The following is a 23873-nucleotide window of genomic DNA, read 5'->3' on the forward strand; positions in this document are numbered from 1 at the left end:
TCAAACTCTTTTTAGCACTGACTATGCACTTTCTGAAACAGCAGCGGCCAGATGATTGATCAATGCCTGTATGTCATCTTTTGATGTCATTAACTGATTCACCGACTCCTCATCCAGTACACTGCCGTTAGCCAACGCGTCTTGCGCTTCAATGAAACCTTTTTCAACACCGTCTTGCATTAGCGTAGTGAAGCTGTTCAACGCCTCTTCAGGGGATTGCTCCGGGTTTTGCTGTTGATAGCCAGTCAGCAGGGAAGAGAAGCCTGAGCGCAGTACATCGCTTAATGACTTCCCTTCTTTTGCCTGACGAAGCGCTACCGTTGTGCCGGTTGATTCTTCAGAAGCCTGTAAAGCTTCATTGATATTGTGGGTAACAATTGCTGTAACGGCACCATCAGTATTAGTGCTGTCAGTGATAGTTAAATCGACCTGATCGGCCGCACTGGTTGGATTTTTTTCAGCCTGACGTTCGGCATTGCGCGCATGTGCCATGGCAGAAACATCTTTGCCTAAAGAGCCTGTAGCCCCCTCATCTGCGCGAGATGCCTTAAGTTGATGAACTTGCTGACCGAAATTTGAGGAAGCGGCTACGGTTTGCATTTACGCCTCTGTGGTTAAATAAATCTATTCTTATGTTTTCGGCACGATCGCGACTATCTTGAATAAAAATTAGCGTTTTAACTTTCTGCTGATGAGTTCATAGCGTGCGCGTCAGGAATAAATAAATCTGATCACTATCACTCGCACCTGTACGTCACAGAGGTCAGGTTTACTCATGCGTGAACAATTTTATTAAAAAACAAAGGAGTCATTGCAGAACAGGCCCGTTCATGCCATTTAAGAAACACGTGAACCTGACCTGATTCACACATTCGCTATCCGTACTCGAAGCTGCTGTGATTATAAAAAGCTGTTTAAATTTCGCGCGACGCATTAGCAGATCTATCCACACTATAATCATTTCATATGGTTGCGTACTGATCATATTTTTAACATTAAATTTGTATAATTTTTAACCTGATCAAATATTGTCGGCGTAACGGATTGATAGGTATAGCCACCTGCAAGAGAACACGACAACGCAAAACGAGGATTAGGATGATGAAAAAAATAATGATTGGTGCGGCAGTTGGTGCTGCGCTTTTATGTAACGGAGCGGCATTTGCTGAGCCCATTATGGGCGGGCAGACAAATGTAGAAGTGACGGCGCCTTTAGCGGATCTTGGGATAACTCCGGCACTGCTTGGCGGAGAACTGGTTTCTGCAGATCCGCTGACATTGGGGTTTGATATCACCGGCGGTGACCTAGACTTTACAACACTTGCCGGCACCATTGAACATGAAGGGGCCAGTATTAGCCTGACCGACGATATGGGCAATGATGATGACAGTGATGATGTTACGGTTGTACTCAGCGACTTTTTGATTAATACCAGTACAGCAATTTTGTCTGCTGATGTAAACGGCGGTGGTATGGTTGATTTATTCAGTCTGGATTTGACCGGGCTGGATGCTGCAGCAGTCACTGACTTGTTTAACCCGCAAATTTCACTTAACTTCCTGGATGCAGCGAGTGGACTGTTAGAGGATACGTTTGGTCTGGAAGAAGGCACTCTGATGGGCGCGCAGTTTGGCCTGGCAGCCACGGCGCCAATGGCTATGTCAGCGGATGTTTCCGAACCTGCTCTATTCGGGGCTTTAGCGGGTGGGTTCTTTGGTCTGGCGATGTACAGACGCCGACGTCAACAGTAGCCTCCACTATATACATATCTACATACAGGCTTCCGTTGGCGTAATAAAAGGGCCTGTTTTATTCCTACCGTATGAATATCGCCATTTCAATCACATCATAGTTTTTCGAGCATAAATCGGCTTGCTAATACTTTGTTACATATCAGAAGTCCAATTTAAGCTGCTGATTTTTATCTGCTTATTCTCACTCTATATTTTCTGAACGGCAATTCTCAATAATTTTAAGAACATTCGCTTTCTGCTTTTGTCATACTCACGGCTCTGCAAAAGCTTTACTGCTTATTGGTTATCGCAGAGCATTAAATTAACTACAAGGATACGTTATGCAAAGGAATACTTTTGCCGCGCTGGTATTCGCCGGCTGCGCTTTTTCTTCATCAGCCGTCGCTGCAGCCGATAATATTTATGTAGGAGGGAATATCAGTCGTCAGACGATTGATGCAGATGGCAGAGATTTTAATGTGGTCAGTATCGTAGGCGGATATAAGTTTGGTGAGTACTGGTCGTTTGAGACGCGTTTGGGTAAAGGCGTATCAGATTATTCCAGGGATGATCTCTTCGAAGGAATAAGCCAGCTCTATAAAGAGGAAATTGACTGGCAGATTTCGACCAATATTCGCGGAGCTTATCCAGTCACCGAAAACTTAAGCGTATTTGCGCTGGTGGGATACTCACAGACGCAAAGAGAGATAACTAGTAATAGCGACGTCTTGGACAATTATTCTTTTGAGACAAAAGGTATTAATTACGGCGCAGGCTTGCAATATCAGCTATCTGAGCATATTTCTGCAACATTGGAATATCAGATTATGCCAGAACTTGAGGTGTATAACGGCGAAATTGACTGGGACAGTCTGGCGCTGGGTGTACAATATCATTTCTGACCGCTTCTGGTTATTTCTTTGCGGGCCTCAGCGCCCGCTCATTGGCCATTTTCATCCTTTTCCTTCTGTTAATTCTGTTAGCTAATTTCCACAGCTTTGCGTTTAACCCGCCACATTACGTAATCATAATAATCCTTTTACGGCTTACATTCGTTTGAATGGGTGATTATTTTTGATGACATCTTCGGTACACCGCTTGGTGGGGAAGATGATGACATTTTAGTCACCACAACAGGAGACACTATGAGTAACACAAACGGCTTTACCGCTCCGGGTATGAACGAAGAATCGGCAACACGCACTGTAAAAGTACTAACGCAGCGTTTGACTGCCTTACTGGACTTGCAACTGACCCTGAAGCATATTCACTGGAACGTCGTCGGCCCGAATTTCATCGGTGTGCATGAAATGCTGGATCCGCAGGTGGATGCAGTACGTGAAATGACAGATACCATTGCTGAGCGCATCGCGACATTAGGCGGCGTTCCCAAGGGCACGCCGAAAGCGATTGTCGATTCTCGTAGCTGGGACGATTATGATATCGGCAGAGCGCTGGTAAACGATCACCTCGTTGCACTGGATAAAGTCTACACGGGCGTCAATGGTGATCACCGTGATGCCATTGAAGTGCTGGGCGAATTAGATCCGGTTTCTGAAGATATGGTAACCGGCCAATTAGCTGCTTTAGAACAATTCCAGTGGTTTGTCCGTGCTCATATTGAGTCGGCAAGCGGCGAACTAAAAAACTGATTGCTTTAGTAAATCTGTTTTAATAAATAAAAAGGCTGACATTCGTCAGCCTTTTTTTGTATTCACTGTTATTAAGTAGTGTTAATCAGGGGGCTGATTCTCTATCTTCAGCGCTTTCATCCTCTTCGCTGTACATGCTTAAGGAACCAAATGCTTTACTGTGCGCATTTTTAAAATTTTCATCTGCGGCCTTAAAATGTTTCCAGTATTCAGCGAATTCTTCGTTGGTGGCCAGCATGGTTTTGATAGTCTGGGTGAGTTCTTTTTTACGGTCACGTTGCTCTTTGTTACCCATTTTTGCTACTCGTTCAGCACCAAGCATATTCCCGCGGGAAATTTCTTCATCAACTATTTCTTTTTCAATGCGCCAGTCAAACGCGCTCTTGCACACTTCTCGCCACACGCGTGTACCTTTAGGGGCAACGCGTTTGCATTCAAATTTTAAGTCATCATCCTGCACAATCTCATTAAAATAACGCATAAACGCGTGTCGTTTCTCTTCACGTAAACTGAAATATAGCTGTAGCGGTTTTTTCCCCGTTACCTCTATCGTCTCTATCGGTTTGGTTTCGTCAGATAGCGCCGCGCCAGGCGCAGTACTTAATAGTAGAAGGAACACAAAGTGATGATGGATGGATGGCATAAGATTCTCCCTGATTGATTTATCCCTTTAGAGTAGCTACTCGTGAATAATGCATCCTTTCAGGAGTATGCTTTATATACAGTAGCGCGGGTGCTATACAGTCGCAAGGCCGATCAAAATTGTGTAAGTAGTCGTAAAAAGGTAAATCGTTTTAACCGGTAATTTATTAATGCGACTGACTAACATCTGCCTGTCTCTTTCTCTGACAATTGGAGGCGGTGCGGCATCCGCCGATGCGGTTGATGAGCTTAATCAGCTTGCCGGAAAAAATGTTGAGAGTGCATTTGCCACCGCCTCGTTACTCAGTGATAACGACGTGGTTAAACTAGGCTTTTTCAACTTTAATCCCAATGATGTCATTGGTACCAACAATGCAGCACTGGGCTCCGCGGATGCAACCTCGTTGCGCAGTGGTATCGACCAGTTCAACTTTCCGCTGAATATCACATCGCACAAGTCTGCAGACCTGAAATGGCGATTAGGGGGGCGGGCGTCTTACGTGAATATTGAACAGGAGCTCTTTCTGGGTGAAGAGATCGGCGATCGCGGCGATGAGCTTTCAGACCGGGTTATCTCGCTTTCATTGGGGGGCGGGGTGACGTATGACATTAATGACCACTGGCAGGCCAGTGCAGACCTTAATGTGGCCTGGATGAAATATCGCAGCCGCATTGATTATCGTACTAATGTGGACCAACAGATCAGAGATATCTTTGACGGCCTTCTGGTAAATTTCGATGTGGAAATGCTCATGCTTGAGCCGGTGGCATCACTCAAATATTCCTGGGATAGCTTTGGTGCAGACTTTTCCATATCCGGCGATTTTCATTATCTGCATGGCTTTGCCCTGGATACAGAGAACCCGGCCCATGATGTGGAGCCCAGCGAGTGGTATGTCATCGGCAGTCTGAACGTGACCCAGCCGGTGGCGTTTTTCGATGCGGATGGCCAGTCGATGAAATACCGCTTTTCCCGCGTTGAGCTTAGCAACTTGTTAGCGGATCAAATGGGATCGGGGCATTACTACGAAGCTGAAGTAGGTTGGGTCAAACAGCGTGATGAAGATGCTTATATTAAAGAGTACGGCGTTGGCGTTAATTTTAATTACGGAAGCATATTGAAAGGCGGAACACTGGTGCTTTATTACACCTTTTAATCAGCGGAGCACCTGCTGGCAGGTACTCCACGGTAGCATTTATTATGGCATCATGCTGATGTCGCCGCCCTCAGCTAACGCCCGCTGATGACGCACATCGCTTAAATTTTCATAGGCTACTTTATAATATTTAGGTGATGCATTAATGGCTTTTTCAAAGAAGTACTCTGCTTCTTCATACCGTGACTCAAGCATCAGAAAATACCCTAAGTCGTTATAAGCCTGCGCGTCATTCATCACACGTTTCAGCGTTTGAAACGCTTTGTTATACCGGCCCATCCGCGTATATACCAGCCCCAGGTTTGACCAGCTTCGCTTATGGCCCGGGTTTAATTCAATGGCCTGCTGAAAATAGGTAATCGCATCACTGTACTGACCTGCCAGATAAAAAGAATAGCCCACGTTGGTCAGAATAACAGGTGCGTGAGGTTTCAGCTCCAGACAGAGTGCATACATCTCCTGTGCCTGCTTGTACCGGCCATTCAGATCGTACGCAACGCCCAGCCCGTTATATGCATCTACGGGAGACGCGTTGTCCAGTGAGACAAAACCTGTTTTACGTGCAGTGGTTTCTCTGAGCCTTTTTTGATCCAGTGCCCGCACTTTTAAGAAGTAATCGGTGGCGCGGGCAACATCTTTGTTTTCAAGATAGATCATCGCTGCTTCGGTAAGTGCCTCGGTGTGACTGGGATCGCTGGCAATAACCCGTTGCAGCATATGCAGCGCATATTCGGGTTTGCCCATTTGCTTGTGCAGTTCAGCAACCCGATAGGCCAGTTGAATATCTTCCGGGCTTTCTTCCAGTGCTTTAAGGTAGTACACCAGCGCTTTTTCATATTCGCCGCCTTTCTCATAATGCCCTGCCATTGTAATCATTTGCTCCACAGGAACCTTGTTGGCCTCTTCGGCCTGTTGTGCGGTTTTATCTGTAGACTCACAGCCACTAAGCACAATCAGTGTGGCTAACAACCATAGTAATGTTTTCATTGCAGCTTCCTTTTTTAAAATGCCTTATCCCACACTTCCATTACCTTTATCATCGCCGGACCAATAGCAACGATAAAAAATGAGGGCCAGATGCACACCATCATCGGAAAAAGCATCTTAACCGCAATCTTTGCCGCCATTTCTTCGGCCGCCTGCAGACGCTTGTCCCGGTATTCATCGGCGTAAACCCGAATGGTTTCTGCCACACCGGTTCCCAGTTTAATGCTCTGTACAATCACCGAATTCAGGCCGCGAATATCTTCCAGCCCGGTACGATGGCCAAACTCTTCTAATGACTGGGAAAGCGGGATTCCGACTTTAACTTTTTTTACCACCAGGCCTAATTCATGTGCCAGGTAGGGGTGTACGGCTCTTAACTCGTTACTCACCCGTTGAAAAGATTCCAGCAAACCCAGTCCTGATTCGCAGCACACCACCAGTAAGTCCAGGGCATCAGGGAAATAGCGACGAAGTTTGCGCATACGACTTGCCGCCAGTTTGGTCAGTACGATGCCGGGGAGAATAAAAAAACCGCCGACAATCAGCAGAATGACGTAGACCGATACCATAGTGCTTAAATCCGGAAACAGCCGGAAGATTATCATCGCCAGCGCAACACCAATCAGCAGCGACAACAGACGCAAAGAATAATAAATCTTCAGGGCATTTTCAGAGTGGTAGCCCGCGTGAATGAGCAATTTGCGCGTGTCCTGGTCTTTCTGCAGCGCTTTTTGAAAAAGAGAGCTGCCACCCACTCGGGTCAGTGTGCTTTCAAGATAATGCTTATAATTAGGCTCAGCAGGCGCTTCAACATTCACCGAACGCATACGCTGAATCTGTCTGCGAATGGGCGAGTAGGTGCCGCTGATCAAATAGAACATCGCCATAGCCAGCATCAGGCCGGCCATCAATGCAATTCCCAGCACGGCCATGGTGACCGTATTTTCATTGCTGGTGAATGAGTAAAGGAGTCCGCGAAGATATTCCATGGTTACGCCTCCAATTCCAGTAATTTTTTAATCCAAAACGTGCCAGCAAGCATGCCGATCAGCCCCCACTTGAGCAGCTCGTGCCCGGAATCAGTCGTGAACAGTTCACTCACGTATGAGGGGGTTGTCAGGTAAAGCACAGCAAAAAGAACAAAAGGTAAAAGCACCAGGATCCATCCGCTCAGACGACCCTCTGCCGACAAGGTGCGTACTTTGCGGCGAAACCGGAAGCGCTGACGAATAAGCACCGACAGGTTTTCGATGTTTTCAGCCAGGTTGCCGCCGGTTTCTTTTTGAATATTTACCGCACTGGCAAAGGCCATGGCCGAGGTACTGGGAATGCGGCGTACGAAGGCAAGCATTGCCACTTTAAGATCAGCGCCCAGATTGATGCGCTGAAACAGCAGTTTCAACTCATTACTTAAATCACCGGCCAGTTCTTCATAAACCAGCTTCAACGCTTCGTTAAACGAATAGCCTGCCTGGAGTCCTCTTTTGAGCACGTCCAGTGCTTCCGGAAACTGCTCCTCAATGCGATCCATTCGTTTATTAATGTCACGCTGCAGTTTGAAGTTGAATGCCGCCATCGTAGCGCCGAAACAAACAAGAGACACCAGAAGATCACGGGAAAGAACCCACAGAATCACTGCCAGTACGGTACTGACAATTACAGCAATAAACAGAAACTCATGCCCCAGCATCTTCGAGCCGCTCAGTTCCAGTTTAAACGTGAACGACTTAACAATGGGGATGTTTTCCAGTGATCGACGAAATGCAGAAAGCTGATTTAAGCGGGTATTGAGCAGGAGCTGTCGGGGGAAGTAACTATCCTGTTCGACCAGAATATCAAGCTGTCGCTTCAACTCTTTGCTATCCGCGCGCTGGGGGCTGTTTACCGACACAAACAGCATTTGAGACAACAGTACCACCGCCAGAAATACCAGTCCTAAAAATATAATTTGAATACTCATCAGTGCACCCCTATAAGCGGATATCCGCATCAACACCAAAGATGCGGTGAGGCATCTCGATACCCTTTGCCACCAGTTGGCGGTGAAACAGTGGCACCACGCCGGTCGCTTTAAACGCACCCATCACTTCGTTATTGCTGCCAATGCCGTGCCGTTCGTATTTGTATAACTCTGACATGGTAATCGTTTCGCCTTCCATGCCGGTAACTTCCTGAATACTGATAATGCGTCGGCTACCATCCTCAAGCCGCTGTGTCTGCACCACCAGATCAATGGCCGAGGCAATCTGCGCCCGGATATTGCGGATAGGCATATCAAATCCACCCATGCATATCATGTTTTCAAGCCGGCCCAGGGCATCCCGGGGGCTGTTAGCGTGCAATGTTGCTAACGAGCCTTCATGGCCGGTATTCATGGCCGCCAGCATATCGATAGCCTCAGCACCGCGGACCTCGCCGATCACGATCCGGTCAGGGCGCATGCGCAGACAGTTTTTTACCAGGTCGCGCTGTGTGACCTCACCGCGCCCCTCAATATTGGACGGACGGGTTTCAAGGCGTACTGTATGCGGTTGCTGAAGTTGTAGTTCCGCGGAGTCTTCAATGGTAATGATGCGCTCACTTGCCGGAATGTAGCCGGAAAGGATATTTAGCAGGGTGGTTTTGCCGCTGCCGGTCCCGCCGGATATCAGCACGTTCAGTTTGCCTTTTACGGCGCCGCGAATCAGTACATCCATGTCCGATGTCATAGACCCGTAATTGATAAGCTGCTCGACATTGAGTTTTTCAACTGTAAAGCGCCGAATGGACATGGACGGTCCGTCCAGAGCAAGGGGCGGGATAATAGCATTGACCCGGCTGCCATCCTCAAGACGGGCATCGACCATGGGGGATGATTCATCCACCCGGCGGCCAATGCGCGATACGATGCGATCGATAATGCTCATCAGATGCCGGTTGTCGTAAAACCGTACTGCGGCACGTTCCAGGCGTCCGCCACGCTCCACATAAATATTGTTGTAGTTGTTCACCAGAATATCTGACACGGTGGGGTCAGCCATCAGTACTTCCAGCGGGCCCAGCCCCAGGATTTCATCCAGCACTAACCGGGTGATTATTTTCCGGGTGGCCATGTTGATGGGGCGTGAGTAATTCTCCAGCAACCGTCGACAACACTCGGTGATCTGCTGCCGGGCGATATCCTCCTCTATGGTTTCAAGCATAGAGGGGTCCAGCAGGTTCAGTACCTCATTAAATATTTCCTGTTTGGTATCCACATCCTCGGTGGTTAACTGCTGATAAGGGTCGACAAAATGCGATTCACCGTCCATTACTTGCTCCTTAGCAGGCGGGATAAAAAGCCGGCTTTTTTGTTGTTGGTATCCATGGTGTTACCGGTGGCAAAGTGCACAATGGCGCGTACTTCTTTTTCAATCTGTTTATGATTGGCCAACGACTCCAGCGGCTTGCCCAAATCGGTACGCAGCTTTGCCAGTTCAAAATTATTACTGATGGTGAATACATCCGTGACGCCAAGCACCGACTTTACGTCGGGCAGCTGAATTTCACCTTTGCCCGCCACATAGCGGTTGACGATAATCGCCAGACGCTTGCCGTGCATATCCACGTTATTCTTCAGCTCTTTGAGCATGGCTTGTGTTTCGCGAAGCCCGGCCACGCTCAGTTGCATTACCACGAAGATGGTGGAGCTTTGTGACAGTAGCGGTAACGTCTGATACTCAAGTCCTTTGGACATATCCACCAGCACTTCAGGAAATGTCTGGCGAATCTTCCAGCACAGTTTATCCAGTTGTTCAGGGGTTCTGGCCGCAGGTTTGAGGCGGGAAAACGGCGCGTTTGCGATAAGGTGAATATTGTCTCTGTGCGCCATCATAGAATGCACTGCGGCTTCATCCAGCTTGTCCAGCTCATTGATAGCTTTGTCGATGGAATAGTCGGTTTTCAGACGCAGTCCGTGCGCCAGCGAGCCATAATTAAAGTCAGCATCAATCAGCGCCAGTGCTTTATTGCGCATTTCAGCGTAAATTTCACTCATACAACAAGTGATAAACGTGGCGCCGGAACCGGCTTTACCATTGATGATCGTGGTTTGTGGCGCGATAGTGACGTTTTCACTAATAGCATCTGCAACCAGTGAGAGCGCCGGATACATACTGTCGGGCAAGTCTGATAATGTGAGTAAGTCATCCACTTTAAACTGCACAGCCAGCTTGGCGATGTCGCTGGTCAGATCCCGGCACACAATGATGCGGTGGGGCAATGCGCTGGAAAGCTTTTCCAGCAACTGACTGTTTTCATGTTTATCCGTACCCAGGTGAAGAAGTGCAAGGTGGAACACTGAGGAATCAGCAGGCAAAAAGGGGCTTTGGGTAATCTCAAGCATGCGATCCTGAATCAGCGCACTATCGGTAAAGGTGGCCAGTTCGCCATGAGGGTCAACCACCAGGACACGCAGGCGGGTTTTCAGTGGTTGCCTGATGACAGGTTTGGACGACTTGGCCGGATGGTCTATCACATGTGAGGCGCTTTGATCGTTCATACTGTTTTCCTCTTCCATAATATTTCCGGGGTTAATTGCCGTCGCAGACGGTATAGCCCCAGCGGGTCACACCCAGGCTTTCACGGGGCAGGGTAGAGGCGAAGTTTGGCGAATTAAGCGTCAGTGCCAGCCCCGGTACTAAAAACTGATGTTGATAATTCACAATTTCGGCACGTACCATTTCAACCTGGCCATAGGCCAGCGCAGCGGCGCCTTCTTCAGATAAATAACTGACAGACACATTCGCCGCGGTAAAATTGGGTAGCAGGGGGGCCAGATCGCCCACTGCATAAAGCACAGCGTCTTCGTCTACCAGCTGATTTTCCTGGTCGAAATCACAAACCACAGCAAGCCGCGCGACCCGACGACTGACTTCTGTGACGACATTCCAGGTGAAGAACAGTCGTCCCACTTCAAAAACAGCGAACAGCACCATGAAAAAGACGGCACCTACAATAGCGAACTCAACGGTGTATACCCCTTGCTGATGACGTCTCATGGCAATACCCTTATCGTGTAGGAGACTTCCATGGGAAAATCCAGAGAGATGGCATTGTCTTCAGACAAGCTGAACAGCGTGTCGGAAAAGATAGGCGTCCAGTTGTATGAGGCGGTGACGGTAATAAAGTCGCCATTTAACTGGTAGTCAAAAATAGCCTGGTTAAGACCGGGCAACAGCTCAGACTGACCATTGGTATCGCCAGAGACAATCAGGTTGGTTGCTTTGGCCCGATCATTATCCGTTAGCGAGAAATTACCGGTATTATCTTTAATGGCAATATCGGCAATATAACGCGCACCCAGGCGCACCGAGTTGGTCAGAGCATTGTACTGATAGAACAAACGCCCGAATTCGGCAGTGGCAAATATCAGTAGAAACATAAAGGGCGCGATGATCGTAAATTCCACAGCGGCGACGCCTTTTTGCTTTGAAATGGGCTTGTGATTACGCATCAGTCCTCCCCGCATGGTAGAGCACCAGCTTGTAGGGTCCGGCGTTGTCTTCTGCTTCGCCGGAAGGAATGCCTTTACTGTTGCAGGCTTCGATATATTCGCCAATAACGTAGGCTTCGTTACCTTTTTGCATGACCGCCTGGGTTAAAAAGAAACAGGCAGATCCCAGATATCCCAGTTCATCGGCACCGTTTGTTGCACCATCACAGTCGCCTACCAGCAGCTGTAACACGCGCCGTTCAACCCTCGCCGGATTAGGCGATACGATATCGCCATCATGATCAATATTACTGCAACTTCCCGGCCCGGAATCAGCCATCTGGGTATCAGAGAGATAATCTGCATAGCGATAGGCGCTGGCGTATTCGGGCGATGTTGTATCCAGCTCGTCCTCTGCATTGAGGGGAATATGCGCGCCTTCGCAATTATTCAGATCCCGGGGATGATCGATTTCGTTTAGCTGCCCGCCCTGCCAGCTGCCCATGCGCGTATTCAGGCCTTGGGCCACCGGCCCGACAGAGTTGCCTGGTTCTGTGTCAATCTGTCCGTCCTCTTCGGTGGGATCTGATGAAAAGCATTGTTCGCCATTATAATTTTCACCCGCCAGCGCTTTTCTGACATCATCAGCACCGTATGCACCATCTAACCGGATAAGCTGAAAGTTGCCAGGGCCTATTTCTGAGGTGGTGTTGGAGCTGATTTTCAAAAGCTGTAGCTGTTCGATTTCCAGCCCGAAATTATCGTCAGGATCACTGTTTGCCCCGCATACCACCATCGGGACCAGGTTGCTGTAGCATTCAATCAGCGCAGTGCTCGGCCCGGCTACCGCCGCGGCACCGACTTGTTTATCCAGCCCAAGCACCTGCGCCAGAAAGTTGTCCAGCGGAATATTGTTGATTGATACTCTGACGTAGGTGGCGGAGGCGCTACTGGTAGCCGAAAACGGGTCCGGACGTTCAGAAAACTCAACTGTCAGCAGCTCGGTGACCGCATCACTGAACGTATCAGCCGCTGACAGGTCAAGGCTGTCAGCAATTTCACTGAATTCAGCGAAATTCAGATTTTGCTGCAGAATCGTTACCACTGCGTCGCGTGCATCATCATGGGTGCCGCCCTGGTCAATTTCGGTTGCACCGCTAAGTGCCGCCGAGTCGACCAACAACTGAAGGCGTGATTTATTGAGCAGCAGGTGTCCGCCATCCAGTGCCATGGCCGCGGTGCCCAGCATGGCCAGCAGGCCCAGGCAAAACAGAACCAGTACATTTCCCTGTTGCTTGTTTGTGTAATGCAATGTGGGAATCGTCATTATCGTTCCTTAGTTATCGTCGCCCTGCGCTTTCACCTCGCGACCTTCTTTGCCGGCATAAATACTGTCACGATAGTTTTCAGCGGCATGCTTACCGTAATCTCCCTGGAGCTCGCGGGTTATACCGTCGTTATTAATCGCAGCCTCGGCATCCAGCACCTGCAGCGATTTTATCTGCTGCGATGCGTAGGTCAGCTGATACGGGGGCGTCTGGGAGCAGCCTGTAAACACAACAGAGATCGCAATTAAAAGTAATGTGCGCATTAGAAGGTTCCTTCTGTCTGGCGGATATCGTGTCCGTAGCGACTGTCAGTACCACCGTTAGCGGGCAGCACATCGTAGGGGGATTCCATATTGTATTGAGTGCGACCCGCCGCGCCGGGTATGTACTGGGTGGGTTCACCCATCAGATAAAATTTCAAATCAGAGGCCGGCACGAAGCCATCGGTGGGCAGGGTCACATTTTCTTTGTTGAACGGACGGACCAGACGAGGGGTCACCATGATCACCAGCTCGGATTGTCCGCTGACAAATTGCTGGCTGCGAAATAGCTGACCCAGAATGGGAATATCGCCTAAACCGGGAAAACGCTCGATATTTTCCCGTAGGTTATCTGACAGCAGTCCGCCGATGGCCAGCGTCTGACCATCGCCTAACTCTACGGTAGTTTCAGAGGTGCGCTTAATAATGGAGGGGATAACCAGCATGCTGTTAGTGCCCTGGGGCGTAATGCCCACGGTATTCGCATTGGAGATCTCACTGACCAGCACTTTCAGGTTGAGATTGATTTTACCGCTATCCAGCACGGTGGGCACGAACCCAAGCCCGACACCAAATTCACGGAACTGAATGGCAATACCATCTTCTCTGGGAACAGGAATAGGGAACTCGCCGCCGGATAAAAACTCGGCTTTCTGACCGCTTAGTGCTGTGAGGTTCGGTTCAGCCAGAATTTTGGCCATACCGTTTTCTTTCGCAATATCCAGCGCGACATTAAAAAACACATTGCCATCGATATATTCACCGATAATCCCGTTGGCAAACTCATAGGGCGAACCTTGCGTCACAAAGTTGTAGAAGTCTGCACCGCGAATGAGACTGGCATCCCAGTTGTTGTCGTTAAACATACTCAGTACATTCATATCAACATTAAAAGAGCGACTAACCTCGGTACTCATTTCCGCTACCACCACTTCCAGCATCACCTGATGACCGCCGCCGACACTAAGAAGATTTAGCACCTGACTACCAGCCTCTTCACCGCCCGCTGACTCGGTATAGGCATTGGCCAGGTCAACAGCTTTGTTCATTTGTATCAGTGAGGATGTCTCTCCACTTAATACCAGCTGCCCTTGCGAGGTATGCACCTCGATATCCTCTTCAGGCAAAAAGGTGTGTAAGCGTTCCCGCAGGCTGACCAGATCATGGGTGATTTCAATGTTGATTACATCGACTAATGCATCGTCTTCATTCCAGACCATCACATTGGTGGTACCCAGTTTCTTACCCACCACATAGAGCTCTTTCTGGCGTAAAATCAGAATATCCGCAATGTTGGGGTTGCCCACCGAAACGCGTTCTGCATTGCGGTTTAACTGCAGGTTTTTGGATTTAAAGATAGGCACGTGCACGATGCGCTGCTTATCCATGGTCGGTCCTCCGGCATGCGCCAGCGACATGGTGACAAACATCCAGATAAATAAACCAATTGATAAGGCGACAATGACTTTGTAGGTGTCAGGAAACGGTTTCATTGTGGGCTACCTCCGGCCTGGTCTGCTTCAACAGAAATGATTTCCTCTGCAATACCGCGAATAAGATGAACTTTAGGCTTAGTCAGTGCCGGAGCTACTGGTGCGGGCTGTACTGCAGCCACTGTAGCTTTTTCTTCTTCGACCGGATCGCTGAATCGCGCCAGCTCCACTTTGCTGTCATCTACAGGATTTCGCAGTGCCAGCTGTAATCCACCTCGGGAGCGGGCATTCATTAGTACCTCTGCCTGTTCCAGGGTGACTTCCACGGTAACGGCACGTACCACACGAGGCCGGTTTTCGTTATTTTGGGCGGTTTGATCAATAGCCAGAATTTTTACATTCGCCAGCACCACTTCGGTTACCGTGTCACGGTTGGACTTGCCCTTTTGTTTGAAGGTATTGAGCACATCGACCTTATCGCCGGGCAACAGAAAACCCGCCACGCCGACCACATCGTTCACGCGTATGGTCAGTGCGCGTTTACTTTCACCGATAAGGCTGGCCAATGAACTGCCTTCACCTTTCTCGGCAACCCGCTCAGGCCTTACAAAGTCCCCTGTATACAGGGTTTCTTTGGCAACTTTACCGACGACCTGCTCCAGGCCGGTGTAGGTTTCCTTGGGTACCAGGTCCTGTGGGTAGGTGCGCACGCGCAGCTGCTTCGCTTCTAAAATGGTACCCACCGATACCGTTTGTGCGGCCTCTACCACCTGAACATAGTTAGCTTCAGGGCGGTCTGTAGCATCTGACAACCAGTTATTGGCCAGGTATACCGCGCCCAGACCAAATACCGCAGACAGCAATAGGAACAACCAGGTATTTTTTGTCATCGTCTTATCCTTACATTGCGGTCACAAAATAGTGGCGCCATGCATCATCAAGCAGTTCAGGCGTCACGATGGGGGGCAGCTCGTTAAAGCGCGTAGCGTCTTTAACAATGCTGAGTAAATCTCTGGGGTAGCAGGGCAAAAAGGGTTTGGATTCCGGCTGGTGGTAGTGAGAAACCAGGTAGTCCAGCGTTTGCGGGTCGCAGTCAAGGCCGAATGTTTTACTGACCCGGTGCCATAAGGCGCTGTACTTTTCCCGGGTGAGGGGGCGCATCTGAATTTTGTACCCGAGCCGGCGTAAAAAAGCATCATCCACCAGATCCGCCGGGTTCAGGTTAGTGGAAAACAGCATGACCAGTTCAAAGGGCACTTCAAAGTGGGTACCGTTGGTCAGACTTAAATAATCCTTATGTTCCTCAAGGGGAATAATCCAGCGATTAAAAAGCGCTGAGGGCGAGACCTGCTGGCGTCCCAAATCATCCAGCAGCAGTACGCCATTATTGGCTTTCATCTGCAAAGGTGCTTTGTATAGCTGGCGCGTAGTATCGTAGTTGATTTCAAGCATATCGAGGGTCAGCTCGCCGCCGGTGACAATCAGTGGTCGTTTAATTTTCTGATAACGGCTATCGGCGGGTGCATCGCTGGTGCGCTGACTTACATGGTGAACCTGCGGATCAAAAAGCTGGATGATTTGATTATTCACCTCGATTGCGACCGGCTGAAAAATTTCATCGTCAAACACCCTGATGAGCTGACGGCACAAATAACTTTTACCGGTACCGGGCAGGCCATACAGCAAGACCGGTTTAGTGGAGTTCAACGCCATTCCCATAGCCTCAAGTGCATCGCTCTCAAACGACTCTCCGGCCAGCTTCAGTGCCATCAGGCCACTGGTCACCTGTGTATTACGATGACTTTGGGCATTCACCATAGCCTGATAATCGTTTAGCGGTACCGGCGCCGCGCCGACATAGCCGCTGTGCTGAAGCGCTTTTTCTGCCTGCGCTTTACCAGATCCACTTAAGCTGAAGCGTGCCTGGTTAGTGGCAGAGCGATTTTCCACCCACATCATTTGTTTGGCATCCGCCAGCAATGTTTGCAGCAAACGCCCCGGCAGCCGTATGCTTTCACTTAAACTTTCCAGTGTAGCCACCTGTTGCACGTACAGGTGTTTGATAAGCAGATCCATCAGCAGGGTAGGCGGTAAGCCTGTTGCTTCGACCGTGGTTGGCTTTGATAACAGACTGGCAGGGGAATTATGCGTTTGAGACGACGCTGCATTAGCAGAAAACAAGGATAAATCGCTCACCGTATCCTGCGTTCCTGAAAATTCGTTGCCATTGTGTTGTTGCTGTAGGTATGACATGGGCTCACCTGTCCGGTTTGTTGTTATCAAAATAATGCGGTGATGGCACCTCGCAGCGCGGGATCGAGGTAACAGGTAATGACAAATCCCACCGCCAGCGCGGGGGCATAGGGAACGGGCTGAGAGGCCAGCTCGTCAGAATCTGGTTTGAAATAGCGCCGCAGGTATAAGCAGTGCCAGTAACGGGTAAAGGTCTTTCTGACACCCGTCAGGCCGGCTTTGCGTGCGCCAAGAAGAATGGCCAGTAAAGTGCCTGCAATGATACCCCAGGCAAGGGACCATAAGGCGATGGCTGGTCCGGATAGTGCGGCAACTGCCATCATTAGTTTGACATCGCCTGCACCAAGCAGCCGAAATGCAAATAACGGAAAGAGAAGTACGAACATCAGGCAAATTGCTAAAAGCGAGTATCCCAGACCCTGCCAACCGGTAAGCGCCATATTCAGGGCTAATCCGATTACAATGAACACAAGACAAAGCTTATTGGGAATTTTCATGGTGGTAAGGTCAAAGAAGATGGCCAGGATGAAACAGATGGATATCAGCGTTAATACCAACAACATGACAGTCTCCTTATTAAGTGAGAAAGGGGGCAAGTTGCCCCCTTACCAGAGCTTGCAATTTAAATTGTTTTAGCCTGCACCACCTGGCTCTACGCAGTCACCAGAGCCCGCAGTAGGCTCAACACCATTTACTGCTTCACATAAGTCATCAATACCCGCTTCAGCAGAGCCACCCAATGTGGCAAACGCGGTTACCATGCCACCGACAACCAGACCACCGGCAATCGCATATTCAACGGCTGTCAGGCCGGACTCGTCCTGAATAAAATCCTGTAATAACGTTTTGGCGTTTTTCATACCTTTCTCCATAGGTGTAAAAGAGTGATCCACCCAATCATCACGAGTGTTGAACCTCTGATTAGTTGGTAAGAGAAAGCTTAGCGGGAAAGGGGCGGTTAAGGCTTACACCAAATTGCGGGTTGTTATATCTAATTGCGAAATGTGTCACCGCGTTGCGCAATGATAGTATGTAATTGCGCAACATCTTTTTGATAGATATCGGGCAGCCATTCGATGATGCCATCACGAATTTGCACCGTCTGGTAACTCAGGTAAGTGGCGACGGGCTGTGACAGGCGAACGTGTCGGGTGGTTGGAGATTGATCTGCACTGACGGTGAGATCCAGGTGTTGATTAAGCAGCACCTGCGCCAGTTTTTCCGGATCAGCGATGCGCACGCAGCCATGACTTAAGGCCCGCTGCGACTCAGAGAAGAAGGCTTTAGCCGGGGTGTCGTGTAAATAAATAGCATCGTTGTTTTTAATATTAAAACGCCATTTACCCAGTGCGTTGCTCGGGCCCGGTCCCTGCACCAGCAAGTTGCGTTGATACAGCGTCTCGCCAGACTGGTGCGTATTAATAATATCTTTGACCACGCGGCGATCATTGCGATCCACCCAATAAAAATTTTCTGCCTGCATAAGGCGGGGAGCCCGGTTCAGTCGAGGTAGCAACTCATTGCGTACGATACTGGCAGGGGGCACCCACTGCGGGTTCAGTGTCACCCTGTCAATTTCTGTCAGCATGATGGGTGTCGGCGTATCCGGGTGTCCCACCACCACGGGCATGCTGAAAACAGTCTTGCCCTTATCACGGTAATACAATGTATAGGCAGGAATATTCACCAAAATATATTGCGCAGGGACTTTAGCAGGCAGTGAAAGCCAGCGCCGCAGATTTTCCTGAAGCACTGCCAGGCGCTGGGATGGGCTGAAACGTAACTTTTCCCGCGTGGGTTTATCAAGGCGTCCGCTTTGAGCCAGGCCATGACGCGCCTGAAAACGTTGCAAAGCTCGTTTTACCGCCGGGGTAAACCCCATTGATTTGGCGTGCGTGTCAGAATAGTCGCCCAACCGGGTTAGCATGGTAATCAGTGCGGTAACCTGAGGGTGACGCTGTCCCAAACGTGGAGAGAAATGTTCATCGATATGAGGCCAGGGGAGCAGGGCGCGCTGACGCATAGTGACAATGGCCCGCCTTAACTGCACGACTTCTGTAAACTGGGGGAGCTGACTATCGATCAACGCAGCCAGCGAGTTGCTGGCATGTGCCTGCATGATTTGCCCGGCTGACAGCGAAGCGGTGGTAATTTGATGGCCGATTTTAATTTGGCTGATAGCCATCAACTGCCGCGTTAGCTGTTGTGAAGTAGCAGTTGGGTTGGTCTGCTCTATGGGCAACAGTACCGCGCTGTCGCGCATGCCCAGATCGGCTAACAGGCTGACCAGCTCAACACCGGACAAATTGAGTTTATGATGCGCGTCAAACCACAAGTCCTGGTGTGTTTTGTCGGAATTCTCGTCGCTGGCAGCCTGAAAAGGTATAATCAACAGCACACCGATCAGCAATGCACTGACACCCCGGCGCATTTCAGCCTACGCTTTTGAGATGCATACGCGAGGGCGGCACTGTCTGTCCCGCAAGCCGGCTGATTTCTGGCAGAATCGTCAGTCGCAAATGCTGATAACGATTGAAGTGTTCATCGACCTGAAACTGACGGTTTCCCGACATATAAGCTTTCGGTGTCAGCCCGAACGATTCTTTGAATGCCCGACAAAAATGCGACGGACTGGAAAATCCCAGCCCGAAGGCCACGCTGGTAATACTGGCTTTGGGATCAATGAGCAGCGTTTCTGCTTCCTCCAGACGACGATACGTCAGATAGTGTCTGAAGCCCATACCGCAGACATCTTTAAACAAGTGACTGATGCGACTGGGGCTCAGATTCAGCTCTCTGGCAATACGCTGCAAAGACAGCTTGGCACAGAAATGTTGCTCAATAAGCTGGATAATTTCTTCAAAATTAATCACATTCTGGGTAGTGAGCATTTCTGCGGGGCTTTGCGCTGGCACACTTAGCCTGGCGGCGTCCTGCCCAAGCAGGGGCAAAATGCTGTCCTGCAGTCGCTCACAATCACAAAGTCTTAGCGGGATGAGCACCACATCGCTTACGTGTGAGCGCAACAAATCACACATGGCCGGGACAGTCAGGTGCTCTGCAAACACCAGTAAATACTGGCACCCCTGTTGTTTTAACACGTTCAGATTGTAGGCGTGCTTTGCGGTTAAATCGCCCATGACATACGCCATTACCGGCGATGCATTCTGGTTTTCAAAGGTAAACTCTGAAAATCCGCAAGTTTCCACGGGAAGGTAGGCGTCAATCATGGTACTGACTTCTTCTATCAGTACAGGCTGAGTGCCGGTGATCGTTAGTAGTGAATTATTCTTGCTCACAGCTAGACCCTTAGCTTATCAATTATGGACGGTAAGCAGACAAGCCGTACTCATGAAAAATGCCGCGATGTTATTCTTATTATTATTCTCTTTTTTCTACTACAAGATACCAAAGACTGACCGTCACTCGTTATTGTTCGAAATTTGTACAGCATGTTTCGCACCAATATGTTTTTATCATTATTTTTCATTAGGATAAAAGTACTGGGCGTCGGGGTGCATCCTGAGCTTGTAAAAAATTATGACACTTCCGGGTTGTATTTATCTAAAACGTTAGCGCACGCTTACATTTCAGGCCCTGAAGCATAAAAGAGGCATGAAAGTTTGATGATAACCACGCGGTTAGCTTTTTGTCAGATTTTTCGAAAAAGTGATTAAACGTAAACTTTTTCTTATCTTTCGGGTGGTTAAAAATTAGACTAGTGCAGGTTTGGCGGTTGATCAAATATTATTTTTCAATTTTCCGGCGTTTATTACCATTTCAGGTGCGAATACGCTAAAACCTGGCAAGTCTATTTCAGCTCAAATTTTGGTCGATAAAGAGGAGGGGTAAGATTGCCAATCGCGTGTTTTGATTAGTAAAAATTTTCACCCGCTGCCTTTTTTCCTCATCCTTTTGGTGTAGTAAAACAGCAATGCCTGAACAAACATTTATGTGCGTTAAGAAAAATTTTATAATCAGCGGATAATATAAAGAAAAAGAACTAGGCTTTATGCTATGGCCGGTGAGCCTGAAACATTCGTTTAACCTCGAATTACCCAAAAATAAGCTGCCGCAGGTAGTATAATCAGCTGGAGTAGTACTGATTATTATGCGTTCATTAAATATAGCCAGCATTTTTCTTATGCTGGGCGTGGCTACGGTTGCCCTGATGGTGTGGCAACATGTGGGCATGAATATCCAACATGACTTAGTTCCCGCTGCCAGCCGGTCAGCCACGGTTTTTTCCGACCGTATTAATGGTGGCACCAGCGCGGGTACGGTTTCGAAGAACGGCGAACGTGTGGCGTTACAGTGCAATGTAAACCATAACGATTTTACCCATGCTTTTTGCGGCTTCACTCTGAATATTGCGACCAGAAATCAGGGGGTGGATATCACCCGGTTTACAACTCTTGAGCTTGATGTTGAATATGCCACGCCTGTGAATGATACCTTGTTGGTTTACTTTCTGAATAAAGAGTTTCAGCCTGAAGAACGAGAGCGGGCGAATATGCATCCGCTGACTGTTCTGACCGATAAGTCATCCTATTCCATACCTGTAACCAGTTTTTTTGTACCTTCATGGTGGATCTATCAGTTTCCGGACGATGCGCTGCAGGGACAGGTCAACCTGAAAAATGTGACTAAGCTTCGTTTAACCACCGGCGATAATACGCAAAGCCGCCCCGTTTCCATTACCCTGCGCTCTGCCACACTGACCGGCAAAGCCATCAGTAAAACGCAAATGTATTTTATGGTGATCGCCTGCTGGATTCTGGTGACCGCGTATTTTTCTGTAAGACTTTTACTTGGGCTGTACCGTTCATCCAAAGCACACAAAGCAAAAAACCTGAAGTTGCATGCTGAAAACAGTCAGCTATACGTGGAAAAACAAAAGTTGTCTGAAGTCGCTAAGACTGATCCCCTTACTGGTGTGCTTAATCGTGCCGGCCTGACCCACGCCATGTTGATGTTAAAGCTGAATGATATCGATAACTCTGATACCCACAGCCTGATTTATTTTGATGTCGATCATTTCAAAAAAATTAACGATAGTTATGGCCATGATAAAGGCGATGAGGTGCTGGTTGCATTGTGCGACATGCTTAAGGGCTCCATACGGCACTCCGATTTGCTGATCAGAATGGGCGGTGAGGAGTTTCTCATCATCTGCACACACACCATGCTGGGCGACGCCAGTCAGCTGGCGGAGAAGTTTCGTCAACAAATTGCTGCATCAATCATCGCCGATATCAACATTACCTGTAGCTTCGGTGTGACAGAGTGCCGCAGCAGCAACTTGCAAAGTGCCATATCCCGTGCCGACAAGTATCTTTATCAGGCAAAGCAAAGAGGCCGCAATAAAGTATGCTCGACACTGTCGTAATCAACAGCAACCCGGACCGGGATTGAAATGGTTTAACAGATACAGTGACAGCCGTTGAACCAGCAATATCCCGGTACAGCAATAATTTGGTGTGACGTGCTTCGCTTTTACTTGTCGGCTATGTGCAGTTTTCGTTATGGTTAACACACTGATAACAAGATAAAAGACGTCCTCATGCTACACGCTGCTGCACGCCCCTTCGTAAAACTGGTGGATCGTTATCTGCCAGATCCTTATATCTTTGTGTTACTTCTGACGCTGGTGGTTTTTCTTGCTGCAATGCTGGTGGAGCAACAATCTCCCGATGCGGTGATAATGCAATGGGGAGAAGGATTCTGGGGCCTGCTGACCTTTTCAATGCAGATGCTGTTGGTGCTGGTCAGCGGGTTTATGCTCGCCAGTACACCGCTGGTGAAAGGTATTTTGGACAAACTGGCATCACTGGCCCGAACGCCCGGGAGCGCCATTATTCTGGTTAGCCTGGTGTCGTTATCAGCCAGCTGGCTGAACTGGGGGTTTGGTCTGGTTGTCGGCGCTCTGTTTGCTAAAGCACTGGCACGACGGATCCAGGTTGATTATCGTCTACTGGTAGCCAGTGCTTACTCCGGCTTTGTGGTATGGCATGGCGGGCTGGCGGGGTCAGTCCCTTTAACCATTGCCACCGAGGGCCATTTTACCGCCTCACAGATCGGCGTAATCAGTACCAGCGATACAATCTTTGCAAGCTTCAATCTGATTTTGCTGGCGGTTTTATTTGTGACTATTCCGCTGGTAAACCGGTTGATGTTGCCTAACGAGCGCGACAGTGTTTACGTCGACACGCAAAAAATCCAGGAATCAGGCATGCCTGACGCCAGTAATGAGCGACCGGCAGACAAGCTTGAAAACAGCATGATACTTGCGCAACTAGTGGGTTTTTCCGGGCTGAGCTACCTGGCATTTTATTTTGTCGATGGTGGTGGTTTGAATCTCAATATTGTGAACTTTTTATTTCTGTTTAGCGCCATCGTGTTACATGGTACACCGCGGCGCTTGTTGCATAGCCTGCAACAAGCCATCCAGGGTGGTGCAGGCATCGTTATCCAGTTTCCCTTTTATGCCGGCATAATGGCGGTAATGGTGCAGTCCGGGCTGGCGCAAAGTATGTCACAATGGCTGATCAGCTTTGCCAGCGCAGAGACCTTGCCAGTACTGAGTTTTATTAGTGCCGGTATTGTAAATATTTTTGTGCCTTCTGGCGGCGGGCAATGGGCGGTTCAGGCACCGGTTATTCTGCCAGCCGCACAGCATCTGGGTGCTGAAATCAACCGGGTCGCCATGGCAGTCGCCTGGGGAGATGCCTGGACCAATCTAATTCAGCCATTCTGGGCACTGCCGGTGCTGGCTATTGCCGGACTCAAAGCCCGCGATATCATGGGATTTTGTCTGGTCCAGCTGTTAATCACCGGGGTCATCATCAGTGCCGTTTTGATGTGGGTGTAATAGCAAGCGACAACTGTGGAATATCCTGGCTGGGGCGTATATTGATATGGCCTCTCTAATTCCTTCTCTATCAAACACTTTTTGCTCCGGTACCGTATACAGCA

At 49.0% G+C, this 23873-nt stretch carries 24 protein-coding genes; 6 read left to right on the forward strand and 18 right to left on the reverse strand.

Features of this window, described 5'->3' with window-relative positions:
• Positions 1-21: 21 nt before the first annotated feature.
• Positions 22-600, reverse strand: coding sequence for a DUF5610 domain-containing protein (locus HHX48_RS12440; RefSeq protein ID WP_191025577.1), 579 nt, complete (start codon positions 598-600; stop codon positions 22-24).
• Between the two features lie 498 nt (positions 601-1098).
• Here HHX48_RS12440 and HHX48_RS12445 point away from each other — a divergent pair, with 498 nt between their 5' ends.
• From HHX48_RS12445 to dps, 3 genes are all read left to right on the forward strand, one after another.
• Complete coding sequence (locus tag HHX48_RS12445; protein WP_191025579.1) at positions 1099-1752, forward strand: hypothetical protein; 654 nt, start codon at positions 1099-1101, stop codon at positions 1750-1752.
• Between the two features lie 323 nt (positions 1753-2075).
• Positions 2076-2636, forward strand: coding sequence for a porin family protein (locus HHX48_RS12450; protein ID WP_191025581.1), 561 nt, complete (start codon positions 2076-2078; stop codon positions 2634-2636).
• Between the two features lie 243 nt (positions 2637-2879).
• The gene (dps, locus tag HHX48_RS12455) at positions 2880-3386 is read left to right on the forward strand and encodes a DNA starvation/stationary phase protection protein Dps (RefSeq protein ID WP_191025583.1); all 507 of its coding nucleotides are present in this window, start codon (positions 2880-2882) and stop codon (positions 3384-3386) included.
• 85 nt (positions 3387-3471) lie between these two features.
• On the opposite strand, the gene HHX48_RS12460 is transcribed toward dps, so the two are convergent.
• Positions 3472-4029 carry a hypothetical protein gene (locus HHX48_RS12460; RefSeq protein WP_191025585.1) on the reverse strand — a complete coding sequence of 186 codons (558 nt, stop codon included), beginning with the start codon at positions 4027-4029 and terminating at the stop codon, positions 3472-3474.
• A 169-nt stretch (positions 4030-4198) separates the two neighbouring features.
• Between HHX48_RS12460 and HHX48_RS12465 the strand changes: the two genes are divergently transcribed.
• On the forward strand, positions 4199-5185 hold the full coding sequence (locus tag HHX48_RS12465) for a Solitary outer membrane autotransporter beta-barrel domain (protein ID WP_191025587.1): 987 nt from the start codon (positions 4199-4201) through the stop codon (positions 5183-5185).
• A gap of 42 nt (positions 5186-5227) precedes the next feature.
• Here the strand turns inward: HHX48_RS12465 and HHX48_RS12470 are convergent, their stop codons facing one another.
• From HHX48_RS12470 to HHX48_RS19080, 16 genes are all read right to left on the reverse strand, one after another.
• A complete protein-coding gene (locus HHX48_RS12470) occupies positions 5228-6172 on the reverse strand; it encodes a tetratricopeptide repeat protein (RefSeq protein ID WP_191025589.1) in 945 nt (314 codons plus the stop codon).
• Between the two features lie 14 nt (positions 6173-6186).
• The gene (locus HHX48_RS12475; RefSeq protein ID WP_191025591.1) at positions 6187-7161 is read right to left on the reverse strand and encodes a type II secretion system F family protein; all 975 of its coding nucleotides are present in this window, start codon (positions 7159-7161) and stop codon (positions 6187-6189) included.
• A 2-nt stretch (positions 7162-7163) separates the two neighbouring features.
• The gene (locus HHX48_RS12480) at positions 7164-8132 is read right to left on the reverse strand and encodes a type II secretion system F family protein (RefSeq protein ID WP_191025593.1); all 969 of its coding nucleotides are present in this window, start codon (positions 8130-8132) and stop codon (positions 7164-7166) included.
• 10 nt (positions 8133-8142) lie between these two features.
• Positions 8143-9462, reverse strand: coding sequence for a CpaF family protein (locus HHX48_RS12485; protein ID WP_191025595.1), 1320 nt, complete (start codon positions 9460-9462; stop codon positions 8143-8145).
• Positions 9462-10691 (reverse strand): AAA family ATPase, encoded by a 1230-nt coding sequence (locus tag HHX48_RS12490; RefSeq protein ID WP_191025597.1) that lies wholly within the window; start codon positions 10689-10691, stop codon positions 9462-9464. The genes HHX48_RS12485 and HHX48_RS12490 overlap by 1 nt, the downstream gene beginning before the upstream one ends.
• A 31-nt stretch (positions 10692-10722) precedes the next feature.
• Positions 10723-11190 (reverse strand): TadE/TadG family type IV pilus assembly protein, encoded by a 468-nt coding sequence (locus tag HHX48_RS12495; RefSeq protein ID WP_191025599.1) that lies wholly within the window; start codon positions 11188-11190, stop codon positions 10723-10725.
• Positions 11187-11645 (reverse strand): TadE family protein, encoded by a 459-nt coding sequence (locus HHX48_RS12500; protein ID WP_191025601.1) that lies wholly within the window; start codon positions 11643-11645, stop codon positions 11187-11189. Before HHX48_RS12500 ends, HHX48_RS12495 begins: the two co-directional genes overlap by 4 nt.
• A complete protein-coding gene (locus tag HHX48_RS12505; RefSeq protein ID WP_191025603.1) occupies positions 11638-12951 on the reverse strand; it encodes a TadE/TadG family type IV pilus assembly protein in 1314 nt (437 codons plus the stop codon). Before HHX48_RS12505 ends, HHX48_RS12500 begins: the two co-directional genes overlap by 8 nt.
• Before the next feature lie 9 nt (positions 12952-12960).
• Positions 12961-13215: a hypothetical protein gene (locus HHX48_RS12510; RefSeq protein WP_191025606.1), complete on the reverse strand. Its 255-nt coding sequence runs from the start codon at positions 13213-13215 to the stop codon at positions 12961-12963.
• A complete protein-coding gene (locus HHX48_RS12515; protein WP_191025608.1) occupies positions 13215-14705 on the reverse strand; it encodes a type II and III secretion system protein family protein in 1491 nt (496 codons plus the stop codon). The genes HHX48_RS12510 and HHX48_RS12515 overlap by 1 nt, the downstream gene beginning before the upstream one ends.
• On the reverse strand, positions 14702-15535 hold the full coding sequence (gene cpaB / locus HHX48_RS12520; protein ID WP_191025610.1) for a Flp pilus assembly protein CpaB: 834 nt from the start codon (positions 15533-15535) through the stop codon (positions 14702-14704). Before cpaB ends, HHX48_RS12515 begins: the two co-directional genes overlap by 4 nt.
• A 10-nt stretch (positions 15536-15545) precedes the next feature.
• Positions 15546-16898, reverse strand: coding sequence for an ATP-binding protein (locus HHX48_RS12525; protein WP_191025612.1), 1353 nt, complete (start codon positions 16896-16898; stop codon positions 15546-15548).
• 26 nt (positions 16899-16924) lie between these two features.
• Entirely contained in the window at positions 16925-17461 is a 537-nt protein-coding gene (locus HHX48_RS12530; protein ID WP_191025614.1) for an A24 family peptidase, read from the reverse strand.
• Between the two features lie 69 nt (positions 17462-17530).
• The gene (locus HHX48_RS12535) at positions 17531-17758 is read right to left on the reverse strand and encodes a Flp family type IVb pilin (RefSeq protein WP_191025616.1); all 228 of its coding nucleotides are present in this window, start codon (positions 17756-17758) and stop codon (positions 17531-17533) included.
• Positions 17759-17889: 131 nt separating this feature from the next.
• Positions 17890-19329: a L,D-transpeptidase family protein gene (locus HHX48_RS12540; RefSeq protein WP_191025618.1), complete on the reverse strand. Its 1440-nt coding sequence runs from the start codon at positions 19327-19329 to the stop codon at positions 17890-17892.
• Position 19330: 1 nt separating this feature from the next.
• Positions 19331-20197 (reverse strand): helix-turn-helix domain-containing protein, encoded by an 867-nt coding sequence (locus HHX48_RS19080; RefSeq protein ID WP_191025619.1) that lies wholly within the window; start codon positions 20195-20197, stop codon positions 19331-19333.
• 812 nt (positions 20198-21009) lie between these two features.
• Between HHX48_RS19080 and HHX48_RS12550 the strand changes: the two genes are divergently transcribed.
• Positions 21010-22287, forward strand: a complete 1278-nt coding sequence (locus tag HHX48_RS12550; protein ID WP_191025621.1) for a GGDEF domain-containing protein — start codon at positions 21010-21012, stop codon at positions 22285-22287.
• A gap of 174 nt (positions 22288-22461) precedes the next feature.
• Positions 22462-23769 carry a short-chain fatty acid transporter gene (locus HHX48_RS12555; protein WP_191025623.1) on the forward strand — a complete coding sequence of 436 codons (1308 nt, stop codon included), beginning with the start codon at positions 22462-22464 and terminating at the stop codon, positions 23767-23769.
• Positions 23770-23873: the final 104 nt, after the last annotated feature.

Source organism: Salinimonas profundi, assembly GCF_014750655.1.
Taxonomy (GTDB): domain Bacteria; phylum Pseudomonadota; class Gammaproteobacteria; order Enterobacterales; family Alteromonadaceae; genus Alteromonas; species Alteromonas profundi_A.